Consider the following 13464-nt stretch of genomic DNA (forward strand, 5'->3'; position numbering starts at 1 on the left):
TTTATTAAGTAATTGATTATAAGTTTTTTGTGTTTGTATTATTGAATTTATGTTAACCCTGTTAACCCCTGTCATCGCAGTAATGAAATTGGTATATATCTCAGGATCTTAACTCAAAGCGTTAACGGTAAACTTGTCTCTTAAGGAGATTGAATTTTAAACAGCTCGTTATCAAACAAAACCGTATTTTAACGTTTTCGAATTACGGGCAACGATCTATCTTCCCTACATTTGCATTTTAACTCATGATTCAAAAATCCACTATCGACCGTATTATGGAAGCCACCGACATTGTGGAGGTAATAGGGGAATTTGTGCAGTTAAAAAAGCGCGGGGCCAACTATGTAGGCCTTTCGCCTTTCGCGAATGAGCGTACCCCTTCGTTCACGGTTTCCCCGGCAAAAGGTATTTTTAAAGATTTCTCGACAGGAAAAGGTGGTTCGGCTGTTACGTTTTTAATGGAGCTGGAAAAGTTCAGTTATCCTGAAGCCTTGAAATGGCTTGCTAAAAAGTACGGCATCGAGGTTGAAGAAACTGTTGAAGCTCCCGAAAACCGCGAGGAGGATCTTCGCCGGGAAAGCCTCATGATCGTATCGGCATTTGCTGCTAAGTTTTTTCACGAGGCCATGCTCGAAACGGAGGAAGGGCAAAGCATCGGTCTCAGTTATTTTAAAGAACGCGGGTTCACCACCGAAACCATCAAAAAGTTTGAATTGGGTTACTCGCCCGATCAATGGGAAGCTTTTACAGGTGCCGCCATCAGGAACGGCTATAAAGAGCAGTTTCTGGTCGAGAGCGGTCTGTCGGTAAAGCGGGATAACGGGGCCTTGTTCGACAGGTACCGCGGTCGGGTAATGTTCCCGATCCATAGTTTTACTGGCAGGGTAATTGGTTTTGGCGGCCGTACACTAAAAAAAGATAAGAACGTAGCCAAGTATGTTAACTCGCCCGAGTCTGAGATTTACCATAAATCAAATGTACTTTACGGGCTTTACTTTGCTAAAAAGGCCATTCGTGAGCAGGATAACTGTTACCTGGTAGAGGGCTATGCCGACGTACTTTCGGTACACCAGGCAGGGGTTGAAAACGTGGTGGCTTCATCAGGCACATCACTCACAACCGAGCAGATTAAGCTCATTGCCCGTTTTACTAAAAACATCACCATATTATATGATGGCGACGCAGCCGGGATCAAAGCTTCACTGCGTGGTTTGGATATGATCCTGGAGGAAGGGCTTAATGTAAAAGTAGTGCTGTTTCCGGATGGACATGATCCTGATTCATTTGTACAATCGAAAGGGTCAAGTGCTTTTAAAAAGCACATCGAGGAAAATAAGAAGGACTTTATCCTGTATAAAACCCAGATCCTGCTTAAAGAAGTTGGTAACGACCCGATAAAAAAGGCTGATGTGATCCGTGAGGTGGTTGAAAGTATCGCCAAGATCCCGGATAGCATCAAGGCATCGGTATTTATAAAAGAGTGTAGCGGTTTATTGCAGATAGACGAGCGCGCCCTTTTATCCGAGCTCAATAAAATGCGCTCTGCCAAAGCCAAAAAGGAGGAGCAGCAGCGTCAGCAGCAAAACAACAGGTTTGCCGAAATGCCCGATGAACCCCACTTTTTTGATGAGCCTGTTGTACTTGAGCCACAAGTTGCTAAAGACGATGCTTTTCAGGAAAAGGAAATTGTGCGTTTATTGCTGCATTATGGAAGCCGTATGATTGACTGGGACGGCATTGCCAATACCTATATAGGCCCATTCATTATTGCCGAGTTGAGTGATGTTACTTTTGATCATCCGGTTTGTAAGCAGATTACCGAAATTTACCGTCGCGAAGTAGAAAACGGTGTACTGCCGGATGAGGCTTATTTTATTCACCATAAGGACAAAGCTATAGTTGATTTAACTATTAACATGTTAGCCAGTAAATATTCGCTCAGTGAAAACTGGTATGAAATGCATAAGATCACGGTGAACGATGAGCAGGTTAATATGAAGGCAACTATTCTCGGTGCGATATTTCACCTTAAAAAGCACAAGGTTGGTAAAATGCTGGAAGACCTGCGCACCCAGCTTCAAAAAGCCGATACTGAGGCCGACCAGGAAATACTGCTTAACCAGTACATGCGTATGAAAAAGGTAGAAAAATCAATATCTGACTTTTTGGGCTCCGTAATCATAAAATAATGGCCCAACACCTTGAACTTGGCCGCATCGGCGAAGCATTAGCCAAAACCCACCTCGAAAAAGCAGGCTACGAAATTCTTGATGAAAACTGGACTTACGGAAAAGCTGAGATAGATATAATTGCTTATAAAGACAAGGTTATTATATTTACCGAAGTAAAAACTCGCACGGGCAATGGCTTTGGAGAACCCGAAGATTTTGTAGATAACCGTAAGCAAAAACTGCTGGCCGAAGCCGCTGATGAATACATCTACCTCATGAACCACCAGGGCGAAGTGCGGTTTGATATCATCGCTATTTTGTTTGACCGCAGTGGAAATTATATACTAAACCATATAGAAGATGCGTTTTGGCCTTCGGCCACATAACACTTATGAATAATAAACTAAAGCTATTTTTTGCCGCCCTTGCCCTAATGGCCTTCGGCTGCAGCTGTAACCATAAACCTGATAGCTCGGCTACAGATTATACTATCACCCCCGACGCCGGTGCAAACTACAAAGCCGGCGATAAGATCGACATCAAAGTAGGCTATCCTACAGGCAGTAAAGTTGATTCGGTAGTTTACCTGCTCGATTCGGTAAAGATTGCTTCCAGCAAAGATACTGCAGGCATCAGCCTTAAAACAGATACCATTGGCTTGGGTATCAGGATGATCACGGCTAAGGTTTATGAAGGCGGTAAAAGCAATGAGGTATCAACCAATGTCCTGTTATTAGCGGCAAAAGCCCCTGCCAGGTACACTTATAAGGTTGAAAAAGTTTTCCCTCATGATACCGCTGCATATACCGAAGGCCTGCAATATGTTGATGGTGTTTTATACGAAAGTACCGGAGACTATAAACACTCATCCATCCGCAAGGTTGATTTGAATACAGGTAAGGTTTTACAGGAAACCAAGCTTGATGAGAAATACTTTGGCGAAGGTTTATCGGTTATTGGTGATAAAGTAGTGCAGCTTACCTGGAAGGAAAAGGTAGGGTTTGTGTACGATAAAAATACATTGAAGTTGCTTAACAACTTCACCAACAACGTTGGCCCCGAAGGTTGGGGGATGTGCTATGACGGAACAAAATTATACATGGATGATAGCACCAACCGGATCTGGTTCCTGGATAAAAATGATTACCATCAGATAGGCCACATTGATGTGTGTGACGATAAACAACAGATAGATTCAATAAACGAACTGGAATACATCAACGGTAAGATCTATGCTAATGTTTATCAAACCGATAACATATTGGTGATCAATCCTAAAACCGGTGCGGTGGAGCAGATAATTGATTTGAAAGAGATTTACCCGGTGGCAAGCCGTCCGCAGGACAGGGACTGGAATAATAACGTGCTAAACGGAATTGCCTGGGATGCCAAAGGTGAACGCCTGTTTGTTACCGGTAAAAAATGGCCGCATTTGTACCAGGTAAAGTTTGTGCCGGTTCCCTAAGCCTCGCCCCCTAACCCCCTGAAGGGGGAACCATAGTTTGAAAGACTATTTTTATAAACATGAAACGCCCGGATTACCCGGGCGTTTCATGTTTTAGTTATTGAGCAGTTGCCAGCCATATCGGTTCATAAATTCTTCAACTTCATCACTGAATGATTTCTTTTGATGATGATTTTCCTGATTGTTAATATAGCTAATGACAGTTGATACCTGTGATTCACTTACTGATACCGCAAAATAATCGTCCTGCCAGCCAAATTGTTGGTCTATCAGCTTGTTCTTATTTATCCAAAGGGATGATTCGCCTTTAATTAGCTGGCTTATTTTAGCGATACTTTGATCTTTTCCTAAAGAAATAAAGCAATGGATATGATCGGTATAGCCATTAATCGCTTGTAAGAATATCCCTTTCTCTTTGCAGTTCTCTATGATGTGTTTATTTATCTGGTATCTTATGTTTTGGGTAAGCAAAGGTTGTCTGTCTTTAGTTGCAAATACTAAATGGATCCAGATTTTTACAAATGACATAGTTTAGAAAGTTGTTCTTTCCTTAAAGGTATGGTTTATTTTGGCTAAAGCCCTTTAAATGTTGATGATCTTATCCGTTGGTTAAAACCAACGGCAATGATGAGAGAAATCTGTGTATTCGTTAGGTTTTCCTATTCGAAAGGTATGGTTTATTTTAGCTAAAGCCGTTGTATTGCCTTAATTTTATCTGTTGGTTAAAACCAATTGCAATGAAAGAGCATTTGCTTGGCCGACATTAATCATTATTTATTCCGGCTGATTTATGTCTATAAAAAGTTAATTAACGAGCTGTTAAAATTCATTGCCGTTGGTTTTAACCAACGGAACAGTAGGAATTGCAAACCGGCTTTAGCCGAAATCGCCGGAAAAATTTCTGCTATAAGTTTAAGCTTTTTAAAAACAACAAACGCCAGGAGAATCCGGGCATTTGTTGTTTAAACTATAAACCTCCCCCCTTTAGGAGGCTGGGGGCATTACCTCCAGGCTTTATATTGATTGATCAAGCCGTTGGTTGATGAATCATGGCTGTTGATCTCTGCATTATCTTTCAATTCAGGAAGGATCTTGCCGGCAAGTTGTTTACCAAGCTCAACACCCCATTGGTCAAAGCTGTATATGTTCCAGATGATGCCCTGGGTAAAGATCTTGTGCTCATACATAGCAATCAGCGCGCCTAAAGTGTATGGGGTGATTTTTTTAATCAGGAATGAGTTTGTTGGACGGTTGCCTTCAAATACCTTAAACGGAGCAATTTGAGCAATTTCCTCGTCAGATTTTCCGGCTGCTTTAAGTTCTTCAATAACTACCTCTTCGGTTTTGCCATTCATTAACGCTTCGGTTTGAGCAAAGAAGTTTGAAAGCAACATGTTATGGTGCTCACCCAGCGGGTTGTGCGATTGTGCCGGAGCAATAAAATCGGCAGGGATCAGTTTGGTACCCTGGTGGATCAATTGGTAAAACGCGTGCTGGCCGTTTGTTCCCGGTTCACCCCAGATGATCGGACCAGTAGAGTAGTCAACATCTTTACCATTACGGTCAACATGTTTGCCATTACTTTCCATATCGCCTTGTTGGAAATAGGCAGAGAAACGGTGCAGGTATTGATCATAAGGTAAAATAACATTGGTTTCGGCCTCAAAGAAGTTATTATACCAGATACCGATCAGTCCCATAATAACCGGGATGTTTTGGTCAAATTCGGCAGTTTTGAAATGATTGTCAGTCGCGTGGGCACCGGCAAGCAAATCGGCAAAGTTTTCAAAACCAATGCTTAGGGCAATTGACAAACCGATAGCGCTCCATAAAGAGTAACGGCCACCAACCCAATCCCAAAACTCAAACATGTTTTTGGTATCGATACCAAATTTTTCAACAGCTGCTGCATTGGTTGAAAGAGCGGCGAAATGTTTAGCCACATCAGCTTCAGTAGCACCGCTGGCCAGGAACCAGTCGCGGGCGCTGTGGGCGTTGCCCATAGTTTCCTGGGTAGTGAAAGTTTTTGAAGCCACCAGGAACAGCGTAGTTTCAGGATTAACTGCTTTCAGGGTTTCAACTATATGTGTGCCGTCTACGTTACTTACAAAGTGGAGGTTCAAATGATTTTTGTATGCTTTTAAAGCTTCAGTAACCATTACCGGGCCAAGGTCTGAGCCGCCGATACCGATATTAACTACATCGGTAATAGCTTTGCCGGTATAGCCTTTCCACTCGCCTAAAATGATGGCTTCACTGAAGGCTTTCATTTGGTCAAGCACTTTATTTACATCGGGCATAACATCTTTACCATCAACATAAATAGGAGTGTTGCTGCGGTTACGTAATGCGATGTGTAATACCGGACGGCCTTCCGTAACGTTAATTTTTTCGCCGGAATACATGGCGTCTATCGCCTCTTTTAATGAACATTCTTTGGCCAGTTGGATCAATAAAGCGATAGTTTCATCATCGATACGGTTCTTTGAATAATCAAGCAGGATATCCTCAAACTGGATCGAGAACTTATTAAAACGCTGGTCGTCAGCATCAAACATTTCCTTCAGGTTTTTTGATACAATATCAATGTAATGGTCTGTAAGATATTTGTAAGCCTGGGTTGTTGTAAAATCAGTAGTTGGCAGCATAATTGTGTTGTTTTTCAACAAAAGTAAAAAGTTAATTGTTAGATAGTCATTAAATAAATTATTAGCCTGTCTTAGTGTTGTTTAAACACGGCTGGCATAGTGTTGATTTTACACTTGAAAATTATGAGAATTACAAAATAATTACAAATATATTTTGAAGTTTAAAATTTTTATTTAATATATTTGTATCGATGGTAATCAAATCAGGTATTTATCATCAATTTGTAAATTTACTTTAAAAGCACGTATTACTATGTTCGAAAAACTGTTTTTGCTTGTAAAAGATAACGCCGGGACGGCTGTTATCAACAATCCGGTGATTCCTGCTAAATATCATGAGGCGGTGATCAATGAAGCTTCAAGTTCAATCATTGAAGTTTTAAAAGGCCAGCTTGAAAGCGGCAAGGTGAAGGAACTTATAAAGTACTTCCAGTTCTCGGGTAGTTACAACAATTCATTAGTATCGAGCATAACCAACCGCTTTGCAAATAAGCTTAACACTTTTTACAGTATCGACCCGGCACATGCGTTAACAGTTGCAAAGGCTTTGATCCCAACTGTAATGAATGAACTGATTAAGGAAACAAAAAGCGGTGAAGCCAAAGAATTTGCTTTGGGTACTATGTTAACTAAGCTAAACGGTAACCGTACCGATCTGAACCCGCTTGTGAACAACCTGATGGTTGCCTAACATACTATTACATCTGCCTAATGAACAGGCCTGCCGATTGTTAAACAATTTGCAGGCCTTTTTATTTATGGCAATTTTTCAAATTATATATATTTGCCGCATGACTAAAGAACAAGTTCAGGATTTAAGGGATAGAGTAACTTCCCTGAGGAGGCATCTTTGACATTGATAAGAAGCTGGAACTATTAAAAGAGGAACAGGAAATAACCGTTGGTCCACATTTTTGGGATCACCCCAAAGAGGCCGAAAAGGTACTGGCATCCATCAAAGTAAAAAAAGTATGGACGGATGCTTTTCAGAAGGTAGTATCGGTTGTTGATGACGCCGGCGTACTTTTTGAATTTTACCAGGGCGGCGACGCCACCGAGGCCGAAATGCAGGAACAATATAATGCAGCTATAAAAGCCGTTGAAGAGCTTGAGTTTAAAAACATGCTCTCGGCCGAAGAAGATCAGCTAAACGCGGTGCTTCAGATCACAGCGGGTGCCGGCGGCACCGAAAGCTGCGACTGGGCCGGCATGCTCATGCGTATGTATATTATGTGGGGCGAAAAAAACGGCTATAAAGTAACCGAGCAAGATTACCAGGAAGGCGACGTGGCCGGCGTAAAAACCGTTACCCTGCAACTGGAAGGCGAGTTTGCCTACGGCTATCTGAAAGGTGAAAATGGGGTACACCGCTTGGTGCGCGTATCGCCTTTTGATGCTAACGCCAAACGCCATACTTCCTTTGCTTCGGTATATGTTTATCCCTTGGTTGATGATACTATTGAAATTGAGGTAAATCCGGCAGATATCGAGTTTGAAACTTTCCGCTCGGGCGGTGCCGGCGGGCAAAACGTGAATAAGGTGGAAACTGCCGTACGTTTGTACCACAAACCGTCGGGTATCATCATTAAAAACCAGGAGTCGCGCTCGCAATTACAGAACAAGGACAATGCCATCCGCTTGCTTAAATCACAGTTATACGAAATTGAAATGCGCAAACGTATGGAACTGACCAATGCTATTGAGGGCAATAAAAAGAAGATAGAGTGGGGCTCACAGATCCGTAACTATGTTTTACATCCCTATAAATTGGTGAAAGACCTGCGTACCGATCATGAAACTTCAAACGCGGCAGCAGTGCTTGATGGCGATCTGGATGATTTCCTGAAAGCCTACCTCATGGAGTTTGGCGGGCCAAAGACGTAAAAAAAATAGATAAAAAAGGCGTCATTGCGCGGTACGAAGCAATCCCCGATTAGCAGGCCCGCCCTGTATAGTTGACGTTGTTTTAGAAATTATAAAAGCGGAGTATCATTTCTGATGCCCCGCTTTTGTTTTCGGGAGATTAATTGTATTTTGGACACATCCAATTTTCCTTAAATAAGTATGAAAACCATTTTATCAGCCTTTGTATTGACCGCTATTACTTTTGTATCCCTTGCACAGGAAAAACCCATGCCACTTTATCCCAAAGGGGTGCCAAATTCTAAAAAGGCGCCTGCTACCTATACAGAAAAAACTAATAACGGAAGCTGGATCACCATGGTTACAGAACCAACGCTAACGCCGTATCTTCCGGAAAAAGGGAAAGCCAACGGTGCAGCGATAGTTGTTTGCCCCGGCGGTGCATATGCCGGACTTGCATCGGATCATGAAGGAAAGGCCGTAGCACAGGCTTTTGCCAATATTGGTGTTACTGCGTTTTTGCTAAAATACCGCTTGCCAAGCGATGATATTATGACAGATAAATCTATCGGTCCGTTACAGGATGCGCAAATGGCCATATACACCGTGCGTAAAAATGCTGCCGAATGGAATATTAACCCTTCAAAGATAGGAATTATCGGTTTTTCGGCAGGCGGGCACCTGGTTTCAACAGAAGGTACGCATTTTGATAAACCGGTTATTGAAGATAAAGAAAACATCAGCGTACGCCCTGATTTTATGATGCTGATCTATCCTGTAATTTCTTTTGGTGAATATGCCCATGTTGGCTCGAGGGAAAACCTGATAGGTAAAAACCCATCGGCAGCGCAGTTAGATCTGTATTCGAACGAGAAACAAGTGACTGCCAACACCCCGCCAACATTTTTAGTGCACGCCGAGGATGACAACGTAGTGCCTGTGCAAAACAGTCTGTTATTTTATGATGCGCTGTTAAAAAATAAAGTGAAGGCCGAAATGCACCTGTTCCAGGAAGGTGGCCACGGCTTTGGAATGTATAACTCTAAAAATAAAGGCAAATGGTTTGAATGGGCTGCCGCGTGGCTGGAGGAGAATGGTTTTTTGAGCGGAAAATAAATAATTAAGTATAAATGAAACGATACTTTTTCCTGTTTTTAGTTTTCAGTTTTTTAGCTTTTTATGTAAAAGCACAAGCAATCAACGAGCAATTGTACAAAGCTGTAAATGCAAATGATACAACATTGGCTGAAACTTTAATTAATAAAGGTGCTGATGTTAACTTCAAACGGAAAACCATGAATTTTGAAATGAGCTTGCTGATATTATCAATCCAACAAGACCAATTTAAAATGGTTAAGCTTTTAGTTGATCATAAAGTCGAAATCAACTGGAAAGACTGGTTTGGCAGCACCGCTTTAATGTATGCAGCACATAAAGGCAACATAGCTATTATTAGCTATCTGTTAAAAAATGGAGCTGATATTCATTTCAAAGACAAAGAGGGAAATACCGTGTTGTCTGCTGCGAAAGAAGGTAATCATCCCGACGCAATAAAATTCATAGAGGACAACCTGAAATAAGAATAATGATTTTTAACTGAATCGATAAAACAGTAAGCATATTTTATTGTTGAGGTAAACAGTCTTTTTTTGAAAGCCCGAAGTTCGACCTTAATGAAGATTGTATGTTGAAAAAAATACTGTTAGCGGTGTTGCTCGTTGCCGGTGCCTGCTTTAATGTTATCGCCCAAGCTATTAAATACAAAAGCGTATCCAACCAGGACCTCACCTATGTTTTAAATAACCTGCAAAAACGCTATGTATACACCGATCATAAAACGCTTAACATAGCGGTGTACCTGGTGGCTGACCAACAGGGTGATACGGATGCCCCGGCAGATTGTAAATCGCCCTGTTCTATCTACATAGCCGTATCTGAGGTTAAGCCTCAACCCCAACAATACGTTTATAAGCTGAACGGGGTGTGCGATCCAAAGTTTATTAATTGGATCAAATCGAAAAAGATGTATAAGATCGCATTCAGTTATGGAACTGCGGTGAAAAGGAAAACAGCAACAATTGGGATTACGTTGAAAAAGTTGGTGGTGGAGTAAATAAAATTCGCGTCATTGCGAGTAACCATCAGGGGAACCCTGAAAAAAAATGTAATGACATGTAAAATATATTTTAACGGTGTTCGGGTGGGCCGCGTTAGGGATTGCAGTGTAAAGCCCGGAGCGCGTAAAGGGTTTGCGGGCGGGAAAGGCGAGGACTTGCAACGGAAAGCCCGGGCCGCAGGCAACGCCCATGTTATAAAATCCATCAAAAAAAATATACCTAATAATCAATAACTTACAATCATGTCATTGTTGAGGTACGAAGCAATCCCCGACTTTACAGGGCGAATATGCATAGCTACTCTGCTTATTAGGGATTGCTTCGTACCTCAACAATGACGTGATGGAAAAGTAATAGCCCCTTCAAAATCCAAATCCAGGGACACGCGTTTTTAAACTTATTCCCGAAATCAACTAATATCCATTATCCCAACAATTTTATCTCCGTCAAAAGTGAAAATTGAATGCCCTTTCAGATTTAACTCATCACCTTTTTTTAATCCATTTGGCAGGTCGGCGGCTAAAATTGCGTTATAGTCAATAGCTATTTCGGTTTTGTTGCCGGTGTGTTTAAAAGACCGGATAACTTGTTCGCGGCGTTCAAAAAGCTTAGTTGCCTGTTCTACCTGACTCCTGAACGCTTCTATACCATCAAGCTCCATATCCACATCACCGTTTGATATGTTTTGAAATTTAACGGATGGTGCGAGGTTTTTAAGCATGTTTTCAACATCAAAGTTGTTATAGGCCTTTACATAATTGCTGATGATAAGTTCACGTTGCTGCATACGCTAAAGATAATGATTATGCCAACGTATAAACGATCTGTAAGGGATTATTTAATCATTCCCAAATTCGGCACATAAGCACCCCCTACAGGTAGCAAAAATCCATTTACTGTTACTTGATGGCGTTCTATCTTATCAATTTTATTTACCGCGGCAATAAATGACCGGTGGATCCTGATAAATTTCTCGTCAGGGAGCAGGGCTTCAACTTCGGTTATGGTCATGCGGGTGAGCACCTTGCTATCTTTCAAGATAAAATTTACGTAATTACCGGTAGCCTCTAAATGATAAATGTCATCAAAATTAACACGTACCTGTTCGTACCCGGTTTTCAGAAAAATGTAATCCTTAACGTCGACAGTGTTCCTAAAACTGTAAAGTTCATAGGCTTTGTTGCAGGCTTTTATGAATCGGGTAAGGGCGAAAGGTTTCAATAAATAATCTACCGCGTCCAGCTCAAAGCTGGTAACAGCGTGTTCGGTGTAGGCGGTGGTAAATATTACCAGCGGTTTTTTATTGAGACATGTCAACAGATCGATGCCCGAAATATCGGGCATCTTAATATCCAGGAACAACAAATCCACAGGTTCGCGCCGCAGATAGTCCATTGCTTTAAAGGCATCGGTAAATTCAGCCTTGAGGTCAACAAAAGGCACCTTTGCAGCGTGTGAGCGGATCACATCAAGCGCTATAGGTTCGTCATCAATGGCTATTGCTGTAATCAAAGCTTATTGCAGTTGTATAGTTAAATGTATAAAAAAATCTTTGGCACTTTCGCGGATCACCAATTCGTGTTTGTCAGGATATAAAAGTGCCAGCCGTTGTTTAACATTCTCCAGCCCTATACCATTGTTATATTTTTCGGTATCGTTAACTACTTTGGGATGGATGCTGTTATGCACATCAAAGTAAAGTGTATTTTCCTTGGTTTGCAGGCTGATATTGATATGTGAAGGTTCGCGCAGGCTGATGCCGTGTTTAAATGCGTTCTCAATAAAAGGGATCAGCAACATTGGGGCTATCTGCAGGGCATTAACATGCTCTTCAATTTGCAGCACGATGCTGATGTCCGGCGAGGTTTGAGTGCGCAATTTTTGCAGGGCGATATAGTTATTAAGATAATCGATCTCGCGTACCAGCAGTATTTTTTCCTGCATGTTTTCTTGTAGCATAAAACGCATCATATCGCCCAGTCGTTGCACACCTTCGGCGGTACGTTCGGCATCTTCCTGTAAAGCTGTTCCGTAAAGTGTGTTTAATGCGTTAAACAGGAAATGCGGATTGATTTGTGAGCGAAGGAAATCCAGATCGGCAGTGGAGCGGCCGAGGGCCGTTTTGAGATGTACAATCTCCTGTTTTCCGGCAAGATTGCGCTTATAAATCATCCAGCTTATAGGAGCAACCAATAATATCTGGATGCCACAGTTAAAGGCACCTATGATAAACACAGGTTCTATATTTACCTTGTTAAAAATAACTGCTGTTAAAAATCCTATCGGCACACTGATCACCAGCATTATGCCTGTAACCTTAAACAGGTAGTTAAAGAAACCCCTATTTTTGGCAAATGTTGCTGGTATAAGGCTATAGAACGAAAAACTAACATTCCCAATGCCTGTCAGCGCTATAATCACAAACGTAACTATCAATTCATACTGGGCTTCGGAAAGCGCTAGCAAGAATGTTGTGATCATACAAATAACCAGGGCTATAACACAGCCACGGGTAATTACCTGGTATTTGGCGTTTATTTTATCAACGTTACTCAATAAAAACCGGGTAGCAAATTTGATCATGCTATAAAAAGTAAGCATCATTATTACCCACAAAGCGTATAATACATTTGTTTTAAAAACGATGTTATACACATAATCGGCCGATTTATGGTAAAATAGATATCCCTTAAGCCAGGTATCGGTAATGCCGAATAGGCCCCAAAGGGCAACAAGCAAGGCCAAACCCAAAATGATATGCCATGCTACCCGCCTTTTTTGTGCTAAGGCCGGTACTATAATAAAATTCCAGAGCAGGTAGGCGCCGTAATAACCAGTGTACCTAAACACCTGCGGGAAAAAGAAATATTTAGAGTAGGAGTAGTGTAGGTGGTAATTGTTGAACATGTACCGGTATGGGGTCCATATTTCATTATCGACACTGTTAGACACTTTGGCTAACAGAAGGAGCAGGCCAAAAACATAAATAGTGGTTGCGGCCCAAAATTCAATTTTGCCAAGGTTAAGGTTTTTTTTCAGGAGATCGTTCATCGTGTTTTGAATTATGCCCGCAAGGTATAATTCACAATACTACTGAATAAATAAATGGGATGAAACCGGTTCCTCGTGTGATAGGTTAGGATTTTAGAGCAGTTGTTTTTTAGTTGCAGTGGCAGTTTTTAGTAGCAGTTGTTTTTTAA

13 protein-coding genes are annotated in these 13464 nt (G+C 41.5%); 8 read left to right on the plus strand and 5 right to left on the minus strand.

Annotated elements, in window-relative coordinates; translation table 11 throughout:
- Positions 1-245 precede the first annotated feature (245 nt).
- From dnaG to ABIC84_RS09270, 3 genes are read left to right on the plus strand one after another with little or no spacing between them, the layout of a single operon-like run.
- On the plus strand, positions 246-2189 hold the full coding sequence (gene dnaG / locus ABIC84_RS09260; protein ID WP_429263419.1) for a DNA primase: 1944 nt from the start codon (positions 246-248) through the stop codon (positions 2187-2189).
- Positions 2189-2557, plus strand: coding sequence for a YraN family protein (locus tag ABIC84_RS09265; RefSeq protein ID WP_426584377.1), 369 nt, complete (start codon positions 2189-2191; stop codon positions 2555-2557). Before dnaG ends, ABIC84_RS09265 begins: the two co-directional genes overlap by 1 nt.
- A 5-nt stretch (positions 2558-2562) precedes the next feature.
- A complete protein-coding gene (locus tag ABIC84_RS09270; protein WP_429263420.1) occupies positions 2563-3636 on the plus strand; it encodes a glutaminyl-peptide cyclotransferase in 1074 nt (357 codons plus the stop codon).
- Positions 3637-3729: 93 nt separating this feature from the next.
- Here ABIC84_RS09270 and tnpA read toward each other — a convergent pair whose 3' ends face one another.
- The gene (gene tnpA, locus ABIC84_RS09275; RefSeq protein WP_429263421.1) at positions 3730-4164 is read right to left on the minus strand and encodes an IS200/IS605 family transposase; all 435 of its coding nucleotides are present in this window, start codon (positions 4162-4164) and stop codon (positions 3730-3732) included.
- 473 nt (positions 4165-4637) lie between these two features.
- Positions 4638-6284, minus strand: a complete 1647-nt coding sequence (pgi, locus tag ABIC84_RS09280) for a glucose-6-phosphate isomerase (RefSeq protein ID WP_429263422.1) — start codon at positions 6282-6284, stop codon at positions 4638-4640.
- 253 nt (positions 6285-6537) lie between these two features.
- On the opposite strand from pgi, the gene ABIC84_RS09285 reads away from it, so the two are divergent.
- From ABIC84_RS09285 to ABIC84_RS09305, 5 genes are all read left to right on the plus strand, one after another.
- Positions 6538-6975 carry a hypothetical protein gene (locus ABIC84_RS09285; protein ID WP_091171982.1) on the plus strand — a complete coding sequence of 146 codons (438 nt, stop codon included), beginning with the start codon at positions 6538-6540 and terminating at the stop codon, positions 6973-6975.
- Between the two features lie 100 nt (positions 6976-7075).
- A protein-coding gene (gene prfB / locus ABIC84_RS09290) for a peptide chain release factor 2 (RefSeq protein WP_176625233.1) occupies positions 7076-8168 on the plus strand; the annotation gives its coding sequence in 2 pieces (ribosomal slippage) (positions 7076-7135 and positions 7137-8168; 1092 coding nt in all).
- Positions 8169-8348: 180 nt separating this feature from the next.
- Positions 8349-9263: an alpha/beta hydrolase gene (locus ABIC84_RS09295; protein WP_429263423.1), complete on the plus strand. Its 915-nt coding sequence runs from the start codon at positions 8349-8351 to the stop codon at positions 9261-9263.
- 14 nt (positions 9264-9277) lie between these two features.
- Positions 9278-9727 (plus strand): ankyrin repeat domain-containing protein, encoded by a 450-nt coding sequence (locus ABIC84_RS09300; protein WP_426584389.1) that lies wholly within the window; start codon positions 9278-9280, stop codon positions 9725-9727.
- A gap of 104 nt (positions 9728-9831) precedes the next feature.
- Positions 9832-10260 (plus strand): hypothetical protein, encoded by a 429-nt coding sequence (locus ABIC84_RS09305; protein ID WP_426584391.1) that lies wholly within the window; start codon positions 9832-9834, stop codon positions 10258-10260.
- A 413-nt stretch (positions 10261-10673) separates the two neighbouring features.
- On the opposite strand, the gene ABIC84_RS09310 is transcribed toward ABIC84_RS09305, so the two are convergent.
- From ABIC84_RS09310 to ABIC84_RS09320, 3 genes are read right to left on the minus strand one after another with little or no spacing between them, the layout of a single operon-like run.
- Complete coding sequence (locus tag ABIC84_RS09310; RefSeq protein ID WP_429263424.1) at positions 10674-11051, minus strand: nuclear transport factor 2 family protein; 378 nt, start codon at positions 11049-11051, stop codon at positions 10674-10676.
- A gap of 47 nt (positions 11052-11098) precedes the next feature.
- Positions 11099-11776 (minus strand): LytR/AlgR family response regulator transcription factor, encoded by a 678-nt coding sequence (locus tag ABIC84_RS09315; RefSeq protein ID WP_429263425.1) that lies wholly within the window; start codon positions 11774-11776, stop codon positions 11099-11101.
- Between the two features lie 3 nt (positions 11777-11779).
- Positions 11780-13315 (minus strand): histidine kinase, encoded by a 1536-nt coding sequence (locus tag ABIC84_RS09320; RefSeq protein ID WP_426584397.1) that lies wholly within the window; start codon positions 13313-13315, stop codon positions 11780-11782.
- Positions 13316-13464 lie beyond the last annotated feature (149 nt).

Origin of the sequence: Mucilaginibacter sp. 3215 (assembly GCF_050433785.1) — a bacterium.
Taxonomy (GTDB): Bacteria; Bacteroidota; Bacteroidia; order Sphingobacteriales; family Sphingobacteriaceae; genus Mucilaginibacter.